17 protein-coding genes are annotated in these 16,420 nt (G+C 67.7%); 9 read left to right on the top strand and 8 right to left on the bottom strand.

The genetic code is table 11. The annotated features are described in order from the left end of the window. Nucleotides 1–132: 132 nt before the first annotated feature. Nucleotides 133–687: a 16S rRNA (guanine(966)-N(2))-methyltransferase RsmD gene (rsmD, locus tag EAH84_RS09005; protein WP_140870898.1), complete on the bottom strand. Its 555-nt coding sequence runs from the start codon at nt 685–687 to the stop codon at nt 133–135. Continuing rightward, complete coding sequence (locus EAH84_RS09000; RefSeq protein WP_140870896.1) at nt 687–1,868, bottom strand: pseudouridine synthase; 1,182 nt, start codon at nt 1,866–1,868, stop codon at nt 687–689. The genes rsmD and EAH84_RS09000 overlap by 1 nt, the downstream gene beginning before the upstream one ends. Nucleotides 1,869–2,000: 132 nt before the next feature. Between EAH84_RS09000 and EAH84_RS08995 the strand changes: the two genes are divergently transcribed. Further along, entirely contained in the window at nt 2,001–2,399 is a 399-nt protein-coding gene (locus tag EAH84_RS08995; protein ID WP_338326033.1) for a response regulator, read from the top strand. A gap of 12 nt (nt 2,400–2,411) precedes the next feature. Here EAH84_RS08995 and EAH84_RS08990 read toward each other — a convergent pair whose 3' ends face one another. Beyond that, nucleotides 2,412–3,548 (bottom strand): aromatic ring-hydroxylating oxygenase subunit alpha, encoded by a 1,137-nt coding sequence (locus EAH84_RS08990; RefSeq protein WP_140870890.1) that lies wholly within the window; start codon nt 3,546–3,548, stop codon nt 2,412–2,414. 62 nt (nt 3,549–3,610) lie between these two features. Here EAH84_RS08990 and EAH84_RS08985 point away from each other — a divergent pair, with 62 nt between their 5' ends. Beyond that, the gene (locus tag EAH84_RS08985; protein WP_140870888.1) at nt 3,611–4,945 is read left to right on the top strand and encodes an AmpG family muropeptide MFS transporter; all 1,335 of its coding nucleotides are present in this window, start codon (nt 3,611–3,613) and stop codon (nt 4,943–4,945) included. Nucleotides 4,946–4,965: 20 nt separating this feature from the next. Here the strand turns inward: EAH84_RS08985 and EAH84_RS08980 are convergent, their stop codons facing one another. Beyond that, nucleotides 4,966–6,282, bottom strand: a complete 1,317-nt coding sequence (locus EAH84_RS08980) for an alginate export family protein (protein ID WP_140870886.1) — start codon at nt 6,280–6,282, stop codon at nt 4,966–4,968. A gap of 62 nt (nt 6,283–6,344) precedes the next feature. Here EAH84_RS08980 and modA point away from each other — a divergent pair, with 62 nt between their 5' ends. The 4 genes from modA (at nt 6,345) to EAH84_RS08960 (ending at nt 10,015) form a co-directional block, all read left to right on the top strand. After that, a complete protein-coding gene (gene modA, locus EAH84_RS08975; RefSeq protein ID WP_170209854.1) occupies nt 6,345–7,130 on the top strand; it encodes a molybdate ABC transporter substrate-binding protein in 786 nt (261 codons plus the stop codon). After that, nucleotides 7,131–7,820: a molybdate ABC transporter permease subunit gene (gene modB / locus EAH84_RS08970; RefSeq protein ID WP_140870883.1), complete on the top strand. Its 690-nt coding sequence runs from the start codon at nt 7,131–7,133 to the stop codon at nt 7,818–7,820. It abuts the gene before it with no gap. Further along, nucleotides 7,810–8,412: an ATP-binding cassette domain-containing protein gene (locus EAH84_RS08965; RefSeq protein WP_140870880.1), complete on the top strand. Its 603-nt coding sequence runs from the start codon at nt 7,810–7,812 to the stop codon at nt 8,410–8,412. Before modB ends, EAH84_RS08965 begins: the two co-directional genes overlap by 11 nt. Nucleotides 8,413–8,515: 103 nt before the next feature. After that, nucleotides 8,516–10,015 (top strand): M28 family peptidase, encoded by a 1,500-nt coding sequence (locus EAH84_RS08960; protein WP_140870877.1) that lies wholly within the window; start codon nt 8,516–8,518, stop codon nt 10,013–10,015. 274 nt (nt 10,016–10,289) lie between these two features. On the opposite strand, the gene rpsI is transcribed toward EAH84_RS08960, so the two are convergent. The 3 genes from rpsI to EAH84_RS08945 all read right to left on the bottom strand — a co-directional run bounded on the left by rpsI (nt 10,290) and on the right by EAH84_RS08945 (nt 12,479). Continuing rightward, entirely contained in the window at nt 10,290–10,841 is a 552-nt protein-coding gene (gene rpsI, locus EAH84_RS08955) for a 30S ribosomal protein S9 (protein WP_140870874.1), read from the bottom strand. After that, nucleotides 10,841–11,320 carry a 50S ribosomal protein L13 gene (gene rplM / locus EAH84_RS08950; protein ID WP_140870871.1) on the bottom strand — a complete coding sequence of 160 codons (480 nt, stop codon included), beginning with the start codon at nt 11,318–11,320 and terminating at the stop codon, nt 10,841–10,843. Before rplM ends, rpsI begins: the two co-directional genes overlap by 1 nt. A gap of 85 nt (nt 11,321–11,405) precedes the next feature. Next, nucleotides 11,406–12,479, bottom strand: a complete 1,074-nt coding sequence (locus EAH84_RS08945) for a COX15/CtaA family protein (protein ID WP_140870868.1) — start codon at nt 12,477–12,479, stop codon at nt 11,406–11,408. 107 nt (nt 12,480–12,586) lie between these two features. Between EAH84_RS08945 and EAH84_RS08940 the strand changes: the two genes are divergently transcribed. The 3 genes from EAH84_RS08940 to dxs all read left to right on the top strand — a co-directional run bounded on the left by EAH84_RS08940 (nt 12,587) and on the right by dxs (nt 15,502). Then, nucleotides 12,587–12,967, top strand: coding sequence for a MerC domain-containing protein (locus EAH84_RS08940; RefSeq protein WP_140870865.1), 381 nt, complete (start codon nt 12,587–12,589; stop codon nt 12,965–12,967). A 52-nt stretch (nt 12,968–13,019) separates the two neighbouring features. Continuing rightward, nucleotides 13,020–13,484 (top strand): Fur family transcriptional regulator, encoded by a 465-nt coding sequence (locus EAH84_RS08935; protein WP_140870862.1) that lies wholly within the window; start codon nt 13,020–13,022, stop codon nt 13,482–13,484. A gap of 77 nt (nt 13,485–13,561) precedes the next feature. Next, complete coding sequence (gene dxs, locus EAH84_RS08930) at nt 13,562–15,502, top strand: 1-deoxy-D-xylulose-5-phosphate synthase (RefSeq protein ID WP_140870859.1); 1,941 nt, start codon at nt 13,562–13,564, stop codon at nt 15,500–15,502. On the opposite strand, the gene EAH84_RS08925 is transcribed toward dxs, so the two are convergent. Further along, nucleotides 15,499–16,269 (bottom strand): class I SAM-dependent methyltransferase, encoded by a 771-nt coding sequence (locus tag EAH84_RS08925; RefSeq protein WP_140870856.1) that lies wholly within the window; start codon nt 16,267–16,269, stop codon nt 15,499–15,501. The two genes, dxs and EAH84_RS08925, sit on opposite strands and share 4 nt — an antisense overlap. Between the last annotated feature and the right edge of the window lie 151 nt (nt 16,270–16,420).

Below are 16,420 nucleotides of genomic sequence, written 5' to 3'. Positions count from 1 at the left end.
GACCTCACTTCACTCGTTCGTGCTGAGCTTGTCGAAGCACGGTGAGACTCACCGCCCTTCGACAAGCTCAGGGCGAATGGTTTAGGGTATGATTGATCTGACGTTTATCGCGCCCGCGCGCGCGCGGGCGCGTCAGTCGGCGCGGTGCAGCAGGGTGAGGCGCGCCTTGCCGTGGACGCGGGTGGCGTCGATCGCGAAGCCAGGGAGGATCACCTCTTCGGGCTTGGCGGTTTCGATGCTGACCCAGGTCGCCGGGCCAATCCAGCCGAGCCGCGCGAGCTTGTCGAGCGCGACGACGCCCGCGCCCGAGCCATAGGGCGGGTCCATCATGATGACGTCGAGTGGCGCGGGCGCGTGGCCGAGCGCCATCACCGACGTGGCGCGGACGTCGGCGCGGCGATCGGGCGGCGCGGCGCCAAGCTTGGCGAGATTGGCCTTCAGCGCATCGAGCGCGGCGCGGTCGTGTTCGACGAACAGGCACGACGCCGCGCCGCGCGACAGCGCCTCGATCCCGAGCGCGCCCGACCCTGCGAAGAGATCGGCGACGGCGAGATCCTCGAAGCTGCCGAGGCGGCTGGCGAGCATCGAGAACAGCGCCTCGCGCATCCGGTCCGCGGTCGGGCGGGTGGCGTCGCCCTTGGGCGCGACCAGCGGACGCCCGCGCCATTCGCCCGCGATGACGCGCATCAGCGCTTGCCCCGCGGCGGACGACCGCGACCGTCCGCTGGCCCTTTAGTGGGGCGGGTCGGCCGCGTGGGTGGCCGCGGGTTGGACGATTCGGGGCGCGGCGCGGCGCCGGGACGCCCCGCGGCGCTGCGGCTGGTCTGTTTGGCGCCGAGCGGGGGCCGCGGCGAGCCACGCTTCTGGAAGCTGGGCGGCGCGTCGTCGCGCGGCGTGCGATCCGCCGGAGCATCGCGGGTTGCCGGGGGTCGGACCGGCGCGGCGCGCGGCGCGCGGGCGACGCGGAGTCGGCCCTGCGGTTCGCTGGTCGGAGTCGCGGGACGTGGTGGCGGTTTGCGCGCGTCGACGGTGACGACGGGCTCGTCGGCGGCGTTGCCGCGCTTCGGGCTGTCGAGCCATTTGCGGAAGTTGACGAGGTCGTTCTGCTTGACCTCGCCGATCTCGCCGGGTGCGAGGTCGCCAAGCAGGAACGGGCCATAGCGGGTGCGGATCAGGCGGCTGACCTCGAGTTCGAGATGTTCGAGGACGCGGCGGACTTCGCGGTTCTTGCCTTCGGTCAGGATCATCTCGATCCACGCATTGGCGCCGGTGCGGCGTTCCATGTTAGCGTTGATCGAGCCGTAGCGCATGCCCTCGATCTCGATCCCGTCGGCCAGATCCTCGAGCTGGGTCTGCGACACCCGGCCATAGGTGCGCGCGCGATACGCGCGTTCGACCCCGGTCGAGGGGAGTTCGAGCTGGCGTTTCAGCCCGCCATCGGTGGTCAGGAGCAGCAGCCCTTCGGTGTTGAAATCGAGCCGACCGACGGGGACGAGGCGGGGCAGCCCCTGCGGCAGCCGGTCGTAGATCGTCGGGCGGCCCGCGGGATCATGTTCGGTGACGAGCAGCCCGGTGGGCTTGTGGTAGAGGAACAGCCGCGTTGCTTCCGCCGCGGCGACGGGCTGGCCGTCGACGGTGACCCCCGCCAGCGTGCGCAGGATCGTCGCCGGGGTATCGAGCACGACGCCGTCGAGCGCGACGCGGCCATCTGCGATCATCCGTTCGATTTCGCGACGCGACGCTACGCCCGCGCGCGCGAGCAGCTTGGCGATGCGGTGGCCGGGTTTGGCGTCAGTCGGTTTGGCGTCGGTCGGCTTGGCGTCGGTTGGCGTGTCGCCAGTCGGTTTATCGTCTGTTGGGGGCGGCATGGCGCGCGCATACATGGAATAGGCGCGCGACGCGAAAATATTTGCGACTCGATTGGCCTGCTGCGCGTTAGGGGGACGGTAGCGTAACGAGGGCAGGCGGCGATGTTGTTCGGGAAGAAGAAGCGATCGATCGTGCGACTCCTGATCGTCGAGGACGAGCCGCTGGTCGCGTTCGATACCGAGCATCTGCTGACCGAACAGGATTTCGTCGTGGTGGGGACGGTCGATCGCGTCGCGCAGGCGATTGCGCTGATCGACGAGGGAACCGCGATCGACCTGGTGCTGGTCGACGTCAATCTGGCGGATGGATCGGGGGTCGATGTCGCGCGCGCGGCGTTCGCGCGGGGCGTCGCGGTGATGTTCGTGACCGGGCATTTTTCGGGCGAGGGCAGCGAGTTTGCGCGCGGCTGCCTGATCAAGCCGTACGACCAGCGCGACCTGATCGGCGCGATCGACGCGATCGAGGCGCACGCCGCGGGACGCAAGGTGAAGCGGTTGCCGCAGGGGTTCCGGATGTTCGAGAAGGCGTGAGCGCGGGGAGGACTACAGCCGCGCGTCGACCTCGTCGTGGAAGTGGCGGATCCCGGTTTCGAGCGCGCCGAGCGTGATCCGGTCGATCGCGCCCGACGACAGCCCCTGCTGGCCGAGTTCGGCGGCGCGGAAATCCTCCGCAGCGAAGACCCCGCCGTCGAGCAGGTTCCAGCTCTTTTCCCAATGTGCCAGCGCCTTGTCGGACGCGGGGGCTTCGGGGATCAGCATGAAATCCTCGACCAGCACGCGATCGTGCGCCTGGGGCATCAGGATCATCAGGTTGACGTAATCGGGGCTGACGATGAGCACGGTGCCGGGGAACATCTGATAGGTATAGGTGATCGCGCGGCGCAGCGTCGGCCAGTCCTCCGCCTCGACCGCCGCCTGTTCGACCTCGCGCCCGACCGCGCTGCGCTGATGCGGGCCGATCTTGTCGCCGGTCGAGACGCCGTCCTTGAAGAACGGGCCGATCGTCGCGGCGTGGAGGCGTTGGACGTGATAGCTTTCGAGGAAGGCGTCCATGATCAGCTTCCAGTTCGCGGCGACGTCGTGGGTGCGGCGGCGGAAGAGATACTGTCCGGCAAGGCCGAACGCGTCGAAATCATGCCCCAGCGCTTCCGGATGCGAAAAATCGGCGGCGTCGTCGAACGAGAACCAGATGAGGCCGCCCGCTTCGTGGGTCGGGAGCGGCTTCAGGCCTAAGTCGGTCTTGTCGAGCCCCGGAAACGCATCGGGGCGGGGCAGTGCGGTGAGGCGGCCGTCGAGCGTGTAGCTCCAGGCGTGATAGGGACACACCAGCCGCGATTGGCAGACGACGTCGCTGCCCTCGACCAGTCGGGTGCCGCGATGCTGGCAGACGTTGAGGAACACGTGCGCGACGCCCGCCTTGTCGCGGGTGACGAGCAGCGGCTTGCCGAAGCCGTCGTGCGGCACCGCCATGCCAGGTTCGGGCAACAGCGCGGATGGTGCGATGACGAGCGGGGCGGACGCAAAGATCGCGCGCTGTTCGGCGGCGTGGCGCGCGGGATCGGTATAGACCGCGGCGTCGACATGCGTGATCGCATCGGCGCGGCGGGTGCCGCCGCCCGCCAGCGTTGCGGCGAGCGCCATCTGGCCTGCGGTCGGCGCGATCCTGGTGGCCACGTTCATGGCTGTCCTCTCGTTGTTTTGCGGCTAGTGTCGGCGTTTATCGGGTGAGGGGCAAGACGCGAATGACGACAGCGGCAGGGACGACGAGCTGGATCGACGGGCTGAAACCCTATGTCGAAAAAGGGCCGCTGATCGCGTTCACGCTGGGGCTGTCATCGGGTTTTCCGATCGCGATGATCGGCGCGACGCTGACCAGCCGGTTGGCGCAGGACGGGCTGACCAAATCGACGATCACCGCGTTCACGCTGGGGTTCCTGGTCTATAACCTGAAACCGTTGTGGGCGTGGGCGGTGGACAGCGTGAAACTGCCGCTGATCGGGGGGCTCGGCCAGCGGGTGTCATGGTTGCTGTTCGCGGGCGCGCTGGTGGTGGCGGCGGTCGCGAACCTCGCCTTCGCGCGGCCGACGACCGATCTGTCGGGGACGATCATCGCCGCGGTGCTGGTGGGATTCGCGGGTGCGACGTTCGACATCGTCATCGATGCCTATCGGATCGAGCAGCTCAAGCCGTATCAACTCGGCGTCGGATCGGGGATGTCGCAATATGGCTATCGGATCGGCAATGTCGGGGCGGCGAGCCTGGCGCTGGTGCTGTCGGCGCGGTTCGGCTGGGCGGTCGGCTATCTGGCGTGCGCGGCGTTCGTGCTGCCCGCGATCGTGACCGGGCTGGTGATCGGCGAACCCGAGCGGCATCGCGAGCCCGTCAGGCGGCGCGGCATCGGCGAAATGGTGAGCGCAGTCGCGGGGCCGTTCGCCGAATTCTTCCGCCGCGAGGGCGCGATGATCATCCTGACGTTCATCTTGATCCACAAGATCGGCGACACGTTGGCTAATATCGTGTTGCGGCTGATGCTCAACGATCTGGGGTTCAGCAACGACGAGATCGCGATCTACGACGTCGGCGTCGGGTTCTGGGCGTATCTGATTGGGGTGTTCGTCGGCGGCGCGCTGTATTCGAAGCTGGGGCTCAAGAAATCGGTGCTGATCAGCCTCTTGCTGATGGCGGTGTCGAACGCAAGCTTCGCTCTGCTGGCGATGGCGGGACACAGCAACTGGGGGCTGGCGGGGACGATCGGGTTCGAGAATTTCACCAGCGGGATCGGCAGCGTCGCGGTCGTCGCTTATTTCTCCGCGCTGTGCGACCTGCGCTTTACCGCGGCGCAATATGCGCTGATTTCCGCAGCGGCGAGCGTCGTCGGACGACTGCTGACCGCGACGACGGCGGGCGGGCTGGTCGAACGGTTCGGCTATGTCGATTTCTATTGGGGCACGACGCTGATCGCATTCCCCGGCGTGCTGCTGTTCTGGTGGATGAGCGCGAGCGGGCTGGTCGATCGGTCGATCGGCAGCGCGGGGATCGAGGGCGAGGGCGACGCACGGGCGGGTGAGAGCGGCTAGCGGTGGCTGCCGCGCACGGTTCAGAGCGTCGCGGTCAGCTCGACGAAGCCGTAGATGGTGTCGCCGGTCGTGGGAGCATTGGCCGCGTCGCGCAGGAAGCGACCCTTGGCGAGATACGCGCCGCCGACGCTGACGCGCAGCGTGTCGGGGACGAGGAAGCGGCGATAGCGCGCCTCGATCTGGGTCCCGGCGTGGGTGCCCGCGTTACCCGTAGGGTCGGCGACATTGGTGGTCGCGAAGCTGTCGGTGGCGCTGGCCAGGAACAGGGGGCGGATTGCGAGGAGCGCGTCGCTGCGCGCGTCGGGCTTCACCTCGCCGAGCAGCTCGACGCTGACGAGGTTGGCGCGCTGGACCGCGCCGAACAGGCTGGTCGGGCCGAATTCGAACACGCGCGCGCCGAACAGCGTGTCGAACCGGGTGATGCTCCGCCCTGATCGTTCGCCGGTCGCATAATCGGCGAGCAGCGCGATGCGGGGCTTCCATGCACCGGGCAGCGTCCGCCCGACCGTCGCGTGGACGAATCCGGCGTGGACGGGGCGGTCGGCGACGTCGGTCGCGCGGGCGGAGGCGCGCGCATGGCCGCCTTGGCCCGCCGCTTCGAGTTCATAGTCCCAGGCATTCGCGGCAGGGGCGCGAACCAGGCGCGCGCCGACCGTCCACAGATGCCGGTTGCGGGTCAGGATGTCGCGGCTGTCGTTTTCGGCGAGGCGATAGCCATAGGCTTCGAGCGTGCCGACCGCGGTCTTGGCGTGGGTGAAAACGCCGAACAGATGCGGGCTGCCGCGTTCGCGGTCGAGTTCGATCCTGTTGTCGCGCAGGCCATCGACATGGGTCGGCAAACGGGTCTGCGCGACGGTCCAGAACGCGGTGGCGCCGAGCCTCGCGTCGCCGAACACGCCCTGGATGCCGGTGAAGGCGTTGATGGTGTTACGGAAATTGTTGCGCGCGATCAGGCGGCGCGAACCGAGGTTGAGGACGAACCGCCCTGCCTTGGCCATCGCGACGTCGCTGAGATCGGTCGCGACATAGGCCTGGATCGGTTCGAGCGCGTCGATCTCGGTCGTACCCGCCGACGAGCGGCGCTTTTCGAGATAGGCGCGCGCATCGACCACTTCGCCGCCGATGCGGAACGGCCCCGCGTCATATTCGGCGAACAGCGCGGTGCGGAGCAGCAGCGCCTGATCGTTGTGGGGCGCGGGGGAGGGGCGGAACTGTCCGCCGATCGGTTCGAGCCGGGCGCGCAACTCGAGGCTGATGTCGAGCTTACCGTCTTCGGCGTGCGCGGTAGCGGGCAGGAGCGCGGCTGCGAGCGATACGAGCAGGGTCGATCGGGTCATCGTGCGGTGTCCTGGGTGCGGGGTCCGCTGGCGTGCCGCGACGAGCGATCTATAGAAGGGGTATGCTGGACGATCATATCACACGCCGAATCATCGTCGCCGCTGCGGCGATCGGGATGGTGTCGGCTCCCATTGCGGCGCACGCGGCAGAGCGCAAGGGGCCGCTGGTGCTGGCGGCGGCAAGCCTGCAGGAATCGATGACCGCGGTGGCGGATGCGTGGGCGAAGCGGGGGCATCCGTGCCCGGTGGTGTCGTTTGCGGCGTCATCGGCTCTGGCACGGCAGGTCGAGAGCGGCGGCGCGGCCGACCTGTTCGTGTCGGCCGACGAAGACTGGATGGACGACCTCGCCAAGCGCGACCTGATCGTGACGTCGACCCGCGTCACCTTTCTCGCCAACCGGCTCGTCGTCGTGGCGCCCAAGGCGAGCAGGGTGCGGATTCCGGTGCGCCCACCCGCCGCGCTGGCGCGGGTGCTGACCGCGGGGCCGTTGGCGATGGCGGACACGAATTCGGTGCCCGCGGGAAAATACGGCAAGGCCGCGCTGACGGCGCTGGGGGTGTGGGCGCAGGTCGAGGCCAAGGTCGTCGGTGCGGAGAATGTCCGCGCCGCGCTGGCGCTGGTCGAGCGCGCGGCGGCGCCGCTCGGGATCGTTTACGCCACCGACGCCAAGGCATCGCCCAGCGTCAGAATCGCAGGCGTGTTCCCCGAGAATACGCATCCGCCGATCACTTATCCGGTCGCGCGGCTCAAGACCTCGACCAATGCTGAGGCCGAAGGATTCAGGCGGTTCCTGATCAGCCGCGCGGGCAAGGCGATTTTCGCGCGCTACGGGTTCAACGCGCGGTAGATGCCGAGCGCGGAGGAATGGACCGTCGTCGTGCTGTCGCTGAAGGTCGGCGGGGTGGCGATGATGGTCACGCTGCCGATCGCGTTCGCGCTGGCGTGGCTGCTCGCGCGCGTGCGATTTCCGGGGCGGTTGCTGGTCGAGGCGATCGTGTATCTGCCGCTGGTGGTGCCGCCGGTGGTGACGGGGTGGGTGTTGCTGCTCGCGTTCGGCCCCGCGGGACCGATCGGCGGGCCGCTCGAGCGCTGGTTCGGGATCAGCGTGCTGTTCCGCTGGACTGGCGCGGCGATCGCGGCGGGGGTGATGGCGTTGCCGCTGATGGTGCGCGCGATGCGGCTGTCGATCGAGGCGGTCGACCGGCGGCTTGAGAATGCTGCGCGGACGCTGGGGGCGGGGCCAGGGCGGGTGTTCTGGACGCTGACGCTGCCGCTCAGCGTGCCGGGCATTCTCGCGGGGGCGGTGTTGGGGTTCGCGCGCTCGATCGGCGAATTCGGCGCGACGATCACCTTCGTCAGCAACGTGCCGGGTGAAACGCGGACGCTGCCGCTGGCGATCTATTCGATGCTCCAGCAGCCCAATGGCGATGCTATGGCGCTCAGGCTGTCAGCGATCTCGGTCACGCTGAGCCTCGCCGCGCTGGTCGCGTCCGAACTGCTCGCACGGCGCGCGGGGCGGGGGTTCCATGTCCTTTGAGATTACCGTCGCCAAGCGGCTCGGCGAGATCGATGTCGCGCTGGAAATGGTCGCGGGCGACGGGGCGACGGTGTTGTTCGGACCGTCGGGGGTCGGCAAGACGAGCGTGCTCAACATGGTCGCGGGGTTGCTGCGCCCCGATCGTGGGCGGATCGTCGTCGGCGGCGAGATGCTGTTCGGCACGGGGGTCGACGTCCCCATCGAGCGGCGGCGCGCGGGCTATGTCTTTCAGGAGGCGCGGCTGTTCCCGCACCAGTGCGTGCGCGCGAATTTGACCTATGGTGCGGCGGCGGGCGTCGACGTTACCACGGTGACGGGTTTTCTTGGAATCGACGATCTGCTCGATCGGTGGCCGCGGTCGCTGTCGGGGGGCGAGGCGCGGCGGGTCGCGATCGGGCGCGCGTTGTTGAGCGATCCGGCGTTCCTGTTGCTCGACGAGCCGCTGTCTTCGCTCGACCGCGCGCGCCGCGAGGAGGTGATGCGGGGAATCGAGCATATCCGCGACGTGCTGACGCTGCCGATCCTGATGGTGACGCATGATCCCGAGGAAGCCGAGCGGATCGGGACGCGGATCGTGACGATGGCGCGGTGAAGGCGCTTTTGGCGGGCGTGATGGACGCTGTGCTCCGTTACATCTACCTTTCCACATGGGCCCCGGCGTTCGGCGGGGTGGTGAAGATTTGCAAGGATCGTGCATGAAATTCCGGATCGCGCTTACCGCCACCGCCGCGCTGTTGCTCGGCACCGCCGCCGATGCGCGCAAGGATGCGCCGACCGATGCCGATACGCGCGCGTGGTGGGCGATCACCGGTGAGCTGTCGGGCGATGCGATGGCGGGGCGCGACACCGGGTCGCCGGGGTACGACCGCGCCGCCGCGCTGGTCGCGGCGAAGTTCGCGGCGGCGGGGTTGAAGCCCGCGGGCGAGGGCGGCTGGTATCAGCAGGTGCCGATGCACGAGATCGCGGTGCGGCGTTCGACGATCGCGGTGGGGAATCGTCCGCTGCGGCTGCTCTACGATCTGGCGCTGTCGCCGAGCGAGGCGATGCCGACGACGATCGACGCGGGGTTGGTTTATCGCGGCTATTGCGGGGCCGACGCGATCGGCGACGTGCGCGGCAAGCTGGTGATTTGCCACGGCACGCACCGCGACGGGCTGCCTAGCGGTGCCGCGCGCGAGGCGGCGGTGCGCAAGGGTGGGGGCGTCGGGATGCTGACGATCGCCGATCCGGGCTTTGCGGTTGAACCGCCGCGCTGGCCCTATGCGTATAGCCGTAGCGTGACGCTGGCCGATGCGAAACTCGATACCGACCCGTTCGTGCGTATGACGCTCAACGCCGCCTCGCTGGCCACGCTGATTGGCCCTGCGCGCCGCGATGCCGCGGCGTTGATCGCAAAGGGGAGCGCGGGGCGGCCGCTGCCGAACTTCTATCTGGCCGACCGCTTCCATGCGACCTTCACGCTGGCGCGGCGGCGGATCCAATCGGCCAACGTGCTCGGGATGCTGCCCGGCACCGACCCCGCGCTGGCCGGTCAGGCGATCGTGCTGTCGGCACATCTCGACGGCTACGGCCATGGCGAGCCCGTCAATGGCGATGGCCTCTACAACGGCACGCTCGACGATGCGGCCTATGTCGCGCTGCTGATCCGCGAGGCGCAGCGGTTGCAAGGCAGGGGGCTGCGCCGTCCGATCCTGTTCGCGGCGTTTACCGGCGAGGAAAAGGGACTGCTCGGTGCGCGCTGGTTTGTCGCGCATCCGACGAGCCCCAAGCCGCGGATCGCCGCCGACATCAACCTCGACCAGCTCCGCCCGATCTTTCCGCTGAAGCTGCTGACCGTCCACGCGCTCGATACGACGACACTGGGGGACGATGTCCGCGCGGTGGCGGAGGCGAGGGGGATCGCGGTGCAGCGCGATCCCGAGCCCGAACGCAACCTGCTGCGCCGCGCGGATCACTGGCCGTTCCTGCAGGCGGGCATCCCCGCGACCGCGTTCGTGTTCGGCTACAAGCCTGGCACGAAGAGCGAGGCGATCTATCGGCAATGGTACAAGACCGGGTATCACAAACCGCAGGACGACCTAGACCAGCTGATCGACTGGCAGGCGGCGGCGGATTTCAACGGGTTCTTCTATGCGCTGGTCGCGCGGGTGGCGGGGCAGGACGCCACGCCGCGGATGGTGGCGGCGGTGGAGTAGGGTCCCGTTCCTCCCCTCCTCGTCATGCCAGCGCAGGCTGGCATCTCATGCTTGGTCGCTAAAGCGCGATAACTTTTATATGCCCGTTCGTGCTGAGCCTGTCGCAGCACGGTGAGACTCACCGCCCTTCGACAAGCTCAGGGCGAACGGTTCAGGGCCTGATTAATCTAACGTCATCGCGTGATCGAGGGAGACCCCAGCCTTCGCTGGGGTGACGACGACGGGGCAGCCGTGGCATCTCCCGGGATTGCTGGCGCAATCCCGGGGTGCCCGATTAGCGCTTCGAGAACTGGAAGCTCTTGCGGGCCTTGGCGCGGCCGTACTTCTTGCGCTCGACGGTGCGGCTGTCGCGGGTCAGGAAGCCTGCTGCCTTCACCGCTGCGCGCAGCGTCGGTTCGTAGCGGGTAATCGCCTGGCTGATGCCGTGCTTGACCGCGCCGGCCTGGCCCGACAGGCCACCCCCCTTGACGGTGCAGACGACGTCGTACTGGCCTTCACGCTCGGTCACGCCGAACACCTGATTGAGGACGAGGCGAAGCGTGGGGCGTGCGAAATACACTTCCTGATCGCGACCGTTGATCGTGATCTTGCCGCTGCCCGGCTTCAGCCAGACGCGGGCGACCGCATCCTTGCGGCGACCGGTGGCATAGGCGCGGCCCTGCTTGTCGATGATCTGTTCACGCAGCGGCATCGTCGAGACGGGGGGCGCGGCCGGGGTGGTGCCACCCTCGGTGCCCGCGGACGCTGCCGCGGCGGCGCTGCCGTCGGTCGCGGGGGTCTGGGTCAGGCTGGCGAGATCGGAAAGCGATTGGCGGTTGTCGGTCATTACTGGCCCACCTTGTTCTTGCGGCTCATGCCAGCGATATCGAGAAGCTCGGGGCTTTGGGCCTCGTGCGGATGCTCGGCGCCCTTGAAGATACGCAGGTTGCGCATCTGGTCACGCCCCAGAGGGCCGCGCGGGATCATCCGCTCGATCGCCTTTTCGAGCACGCGCTCAGGGAACCGGCCCTCGAGCACCTTGGCTGCGGTGACACCCTTGATGCCGCCGGCATAACCGGTGTGCTTGTAATAGATCTTCTTCGCAGCCTTGTTGCCGGTGAAGCGGATCTTGTCGGCGTTGATGACGACGACATTGTCGCCGCAATCGACGTGCGGGGTAAAGCTCGTCTTGTGCTTGCCGCGCAGGACGTTGGCAATGACCACCGCGGCGCGACCGACCACCAGGTCGGTGGCGTCGACGATATGCCATTTCTTCTCCACCTCGTGCGGCTTAACCGACTTGGTGGTCTTCATGAGCGCCTTCATGGGGCTTGGACCTTCCAGAATGAAATACGCGCCGACCCTAAGGGCGACGCGAATGCAGGGTCAGTGATCGAAGTGGTCAGGGAAGTCAAGCAAACCGGGGGTTTGCTGACGGGTATCGGGATACCTGGCGCCGTGTAGCAACCGCGTGAGCGGCGATGACGGTGGCGATCAGCAGGAGTGCCGCATTGGCCTGGTGCGCGACCGCGACGTCGATCATCACCCCGGTCATCAGCGTGGCGATGCCGAGGAATATCTGGAGCGTGACGAGCCCGACGACCCAGAAACCCGCCTTCGACCCTGCGCGGGTCGCGGCGACCGCGAGCCAGACCAGCGCGGCGGCGGCGGCGAACGCCCACCAGCGGTGGATGAACTGGACGACGATCGGGTTGTCGATCGCGTTGGTCCACGTGGGGTGGAGCATCGGCACGTCTGCGGGGAACAGCCGGTCGCCCATTAGCGGCCAACTCGCGAAGGCATAGCCCGCGCGCAACCCCGCGGTGAACGCGCCGAACATGATCTGGACGAACAGGCCGACCAACGCGACGAGCCCCACCAGCGGCAACCGGGCAGGTCCGCGGTACGGCGCGCCATCGAGCGCGCGCAGATCGAGCGCGGTCCAAACCATCCCGGCCAGCGTGAACAGCGCGGTGACGAGATGGAGCGCCAGCCAGCCGGGCGCGACCTCGGTCCGGTCGGTCAGTCCCGATTTGACCATCAGCCAGCCGAACGTTCCCTGCAGGAGGATCAGCGCGAACAGCGCGATCAGCCGCCCGGTATAGCCAGTGGGGATTCGCCGTCGCACCGCGAACCAGATCAGCGGCACCAGATAGGCGAGGCCGATGAAGCGGCCGAGGAATCGGTGGAGATATTCCCAGAAAAAGATCGCCTTGAACCCGGCGAGCGTCATCCCGCTGTTCAGCGCCGCATATTGCGGGATGCGGCGATAGTTGGCGAACTCCGCCTGCCATTGGGGGTTGGTGATCGGGGGGACGATCCCGGTCAACGGCTTCCATTCGGTGATCGACAGCCCCGATTCGGTCAGCCGCGTGATCCCGCCGACCACGACGATTCCGACGATCATCGCGGCGACGACGTACAGCCAACGCGCGAGCGTGCGCGGACGCGCGGGGGAAAGGAAGGCGGCGCTGGGTTGAAGCATGGCGCCGCGCCTACTCCCGCGTCGCCGGGTCGCCAAGCGTGGCGCGAAAAAAAGCTTGCGATGAGATATTGTCACCTTGAGTGAACCGGCCTACCTACGACGTCGACATGACGACCGCGATTCGACCCCCACTGCTCGCCGGACTCGATCGGATCGCGATCGCGCTGTCGGGGCTGTGCGTGGTCCATTGCCTGGCCAGCGCGGTGTTACTCGCGATGCTATCGGCGGCGGGCGGGGTGCTGCTAAACCCAATTTTCCACGAAATAGGGCTGACGTTCGCGATCATCCTGGGCGCGATCGCGCTGGGCCGCGGGGTGATGGAACATGGCTATGCGATGCCCGCGATGATGGGATCGCTGGGCCTTGGCGTGATGGGGGGGGCGATGCACCTGCCCCACGACGGCAGCGGGCTGGAGACGCTGTGGACGGTGATCGGCGTCGGGCTGCTCGCGTTCGGGCATGACCTCAATCGGCGCGCGACCTACTGAGTTGACTTGCCCGCGCTTGCCGCGCCCCCCGCGACCCCCTAGATTTGCGGACATGGCCGGACACGCGCATCATCATCACGAACCGCAGGGCCTGGAACTGGCCACGGTAGCGCAGGCGACGCTCGAGAAATCGGGCGAGCAATGGACCAGCATGCGCGCCAGCGTGTTCGACGCGCTTGCGCAGTTCGATAAGCCGGCCAGCGCCTATGACATCGCCGAGGCGGTGTCGAAGCGCGAAGGTCGCCGGGTCGCCGCGAACAGCATCTATCGGATCCTCGACCTGTTCGTCGGCGCGAACCTGGTCCGCCGGGTCGAAAGCGCCAACGCCTATATCACCAACGCGCACCCCGATTGCCTCCACGACTGTATCTTCCTGGTGTGCGATTCGTGCGGGCAGACGACCCATCTTGACGACGATGTCATCACGCGCGGGGTCAGAAGCGCTGCGGTGGCCGCCGGTTTCTCGCCCGAGCGCCCGGTGATCGAGGTGCGCGGGAAGTGCGCCGATTGCGATTGAGTCGCGCGATTGGTCGAATCGGGCCGATGGCGCAGCGGCAATCGACAAGCGCGGCCCGACGGGAGTAAGCGGGTAGGATGTCCGAACTTCCCACGACGCCATTGCTCGATACGATCCATGTCCCCGCCGACCTGCGCGCGCTGAAGCCCGATCAGCTGCGCCAACTCGCTGACGAATTGCGCGCCGAGGTGATCTCGGCGGTCGGCACCACCGGCGGGCATCTGGGATCGGGGCTGGGCGTCGTCGAACTGACGACTGCGATCCATTATGTGTTCGACACTCCACGTGACCGGCTGGTGTGGGACGTCGGCCACCAATGCTATCCGCACAAGATCCTGACCGGGCGCCGCGACCGGATTCGCACGCTGCGCCAGGGCGGGGGGCTGAGCGGTTTCACCAAGCGCAGCGAGAGCGAATATGATCCGTTCGGCGCGGCGCATTCGTCGACCTCGATTTCTGCCTCGATCGGCTTCGCGACCGCGAACCGGCTGACCGACCGGCCCGGCAAGGCGATCGCGGTGATCGGCGATGGGTCGATGTCGGCGGGGATGGCGTACGAGGCGATGAACAACGCCGAGAAGGCGGGCAACCGGCTCGTCGTGATCCTCAACGACAACGACATGTCGATCGCGCCGCCGGTGGGGGGGCTGTCGGCCTATCTCAGCCGAATCGTGTCGAGCCGCGAATTCCTGGGATTGCGCGATATCCTGCGCAAGTTCGCGCGCAAATTGCCGCGGCCGATCCATAATGCCGCGCGCAAGACCGACGAATTCGCGCGCGGGCTGACGATGGGCGGCACGCTGTTCGAGGAACTGGGCTTCTATTATGTCGGGCCGATCGACGGGCATAATCTCGACCATCTGATCCCGGTGCTCGAAAACGTCCGCGATGCCGAGGAAGGCCCGATCCTGGTCCATGTCGTGACCAAGAAAGGCAAGGGCTATGCCCCCGCCGAGGAAAGCGCGGACAAATACCACGGCGTCCAGAAGTTCGACGTCATCACCGGCACGCAGGCGAAGGCGCCGCCGGGGCCGCCCGCGTATCAGAACGTGTTCGGCGACGCGCTGGTCGAAGAGGCCAAGCGAGATCCCACCATCGTCGCGATTACCGCGGCGATGCCGGGGGGCACCGGGGTCGATCGCTTCGCCAAGGCGTTCCCCGATCGCGCGTTCGACGTCGGCATCGCCGAACAACATGCGGTGACGTTCGCGGCGGGGCTCGCCGCGCAGGGGATGCGGCCGTTCTGCGCGATCTATTCGACCTTCCTCCAGCGCGCCTATGACCAGGTCGTCCACGATGTCGCGATCCAGAACCTGCCAGTCCGTTTCGCGATCGACCGCGCCGGGCTGGTCGGCGCCGATGGCGCGACCCATGCCGGGTCGTTCGACGTCACCTATCTCGCGACGCTGCCCAATTTCGTCGTGATGGCGGCGGCGGACGAGGCCGAACTCGTCCACATGGTCCACACGATGGCGCTCCACGACAGTAGCCCGATCGCGGTGCGCTATCCGCGCGGCAACGGCACCGGGGTGGTGCTGCCCGAAACCCCCGAACGACTCGCGATCGGCAAGGGCCGGATGATGCGCGAGGGCAAGAAGGTCGCGATCCTGTCGCTCGGGACGCGGCTCGCGGAGGCGCTCCACGCTGCCGATGCGCTCGAGGCGAAGGGGTTGAGCACCAGCGTCGCCGACCTGCGCTTCGCCAAGCCGCTCGACGAGGCGCTGATCCGCCGCCTGCTGACGACGCACGAGGTCGCGGTGACGATCGAGGAAAATGCGGTCGGCGGGCTTGGCGCACACGTCCTGACGCTGGCGAGCGACGCCGGTCTGTTGGACGGGGGCCTGATCGACGGCGGGCTGAAGCTCAGGACGATGCGGCTGCCCGACATCTTCCAGGACCAGGACAAGCCCGAACTCCAATATGCCGCCGCGGGGCTCGATGCCGCCGCGATCGTCGACACGGTGCTGACCGCGCTGCGCCACAACAGCACCGGCGTGGAAGCGGGCGTGCGGGCTTAGCCGGGCGCGAGATCGCAGACGACGAGTCGATAGCCCAGATCGCGGGATCGCTCGGCGCGCAAGGCACGATAGCGGTCGTCCCACGCGCCATCCGCCAGATCGTCGCGCAGCCGGGCGAGGCCTTCGGTGGGATCGATGATCGCGAAGCGCGAGATCGACCGGCGCACATCGGCGTCGAGATACGCTTCGGGCCGCGCCCAATAGGCGGCGAGGAAGCCGTCGATGCAATCGTGCGGGATCGGAACGGGCAGCAGGCGGACGTCCGCGGCGACTGCGCGGCATTGCGCGACGAGCGCGGCGCTGGTGGGAAACACGCCGTCGTCGAGCGCGCGGATGGCGGGAAAATAGTCATCCGTCAGCCAGAATCCCGGGCTGTCGGGCACCCAGGTCAGGATCACGATCCGCCGCGCGACCCGCGCGAGTTCGGCCAGCCCGCGGTCGACATCAGACCAGTGATGCAGCGTCAGATAGGCGGTCGCAGCGTCGAACGACTGGGTGTCGACGGGCAGGTCCTCCGCGACGCCCTGGCGGCATGGCGCGGCGTCCGGCGCGCGCTGTGCGATCATCACCGCCGAGGGTTCGACCGCGAGCGTCGTGCGTCCCGCGATCTCGTACGATCCGGTTCCTGCGCCGATGTTGACGATCGTTGCGCAGCCATCGAGCGCTGTGTCGATGAGCGCGGCGATGCGCGGATCGGGGCGGCGGCGCGTGGCGTATCCGCAGCCGATGGTGTCGTAGGTGGGGGAAATACTTTGATAGGTCGTCATCGGCGCACCTCGTGGATGATGGCGCTGACACCGTGGACCAGGCCCCGATTGCTCGCAACGATCCGATCGCTGCCCAACCGCCGCGGTCGTTTTGGGGGCGTGAAAATCGTTGGGATATTGTATATCAAAGCCATGATGATGCAGGCGCCAG

It is taken from the genome of Sphingomonas oligophenolica (assembly GCF_006438955.1).
GTDB lineage: Bacteria > Pseudomonadota > Alphaproteobacteria > Sphingomonadales > Sphingomonadaceae > Sphingomonas > Sphingomonas oligophenolica_A.
Note: the sequence above shows the minus strand (reverse complement) of the source record. Positions and strands in the feature narration are given on the sequence as shown.

Coding starts and splice junctions, on each gene's coding strand:
- rsmD (WP_140870898.1), bottom strand. CDS start 687: ATGCGCGTCATCGCGGGCGAATGGCGCGGGCGTCCGCTGGTCGCGCCC.
- EAH84_RS09000 (WP_140870896.1), bottom strand. CDS start 1,868: ATGCCGCCCCCAACAGACGATAAACCGACTGGCGACACGCCAACCGAC.
- EAH84_RS08990 (WP_140870890.1), bottom strand. CDS start 3,548: ATGAACGTGGCCACCAGGATCGCGCCGACCGCAGGCCAGATGGCGCTC.
- EAH84_RS08985 (WP_140870888.1), top strand. CDS start 3,611: ATGACGACAGCGGCAGGGACGACGAGCTGGATCGACGGGCTGAAACCC.
- EAH84_RS08980 (WP_140870886.1), bottom strand. CDS start 6,282: ATGACCCGATCGACCCTGCTCGTATCGCTCGCAGCCGCGCTCCTGCCC.
- modA (WP_170209854.1), top strand. CDS start 6,345: ATGCTGGACGATCATATCACACGCCGAATCATCGTCGCCGCTGCGGCG.
- modB (WP_140870883.1), top strand. CDS start 7,131: ATGCCGAGCGCGGAGGAATGGACCGTCGTCGTGCTGTCGCTGAAGGTC.
- EAH84_RS08965 (WP_140870880.1), top strand. CDS start 7,810: ATGTCCTTTGAGATTACCGTCGCCAAGCGGCTCGGCGAGATCGATGTC.
- EAH84_RS08960 (WP_140870877.1), top strand. CDS start 8,516: ATGAAATTCCGGATCGCGCTTACCGCCACCGCCGCGCTGTTGCTCGGC.
- rpsI (WP_140870874.1), bottom strand. CDS start 10,841: ATGACCGACAACCGCCAATCGCTTTCCGATCTCGCCAGCCTGACCCAG.
- rplM (WP_140870871.1), bottom strand. CDS start 11,320: ATGAAGGCGCTCATGAAGACCACCAAGTCGGTTAAGCCGCACGAGGTG.
- EAH84_RS08945 (WP_140870868.1), bottom strand. CDS start 12,479: ATGCTTCAACCCAGCGCCGCCTTCCTTTCCCCCGCGCGTCCGCGCACG.
- EAH84_RS08940 (WP_140870865.1), top strand. CDS start 12,587: ATGACGACCGCGATTCGACCCCCACTGCTCGCCGGACTCGATCGGATC.
- EAH84_RS08935 (WP_140870862.1), top strand. CDS start 13,020: ATGGCCGGACACGCGCATCATCATCACGAACCGCAGGGCCTGGAACTG.
- dxs (WP_140870859.1), top strand. CDS start 13,562: ATGTCCGAACTTCCCACGACGCCATTGCTCGATACGATCCATGTCCCC.
- EAH84_RS08925 (WP_140870856.1), bottom strand. CDS start 16,269: ATGACGACCTATCAAAGTATTTCCCCCACCTACGACACCATCGGCTGC.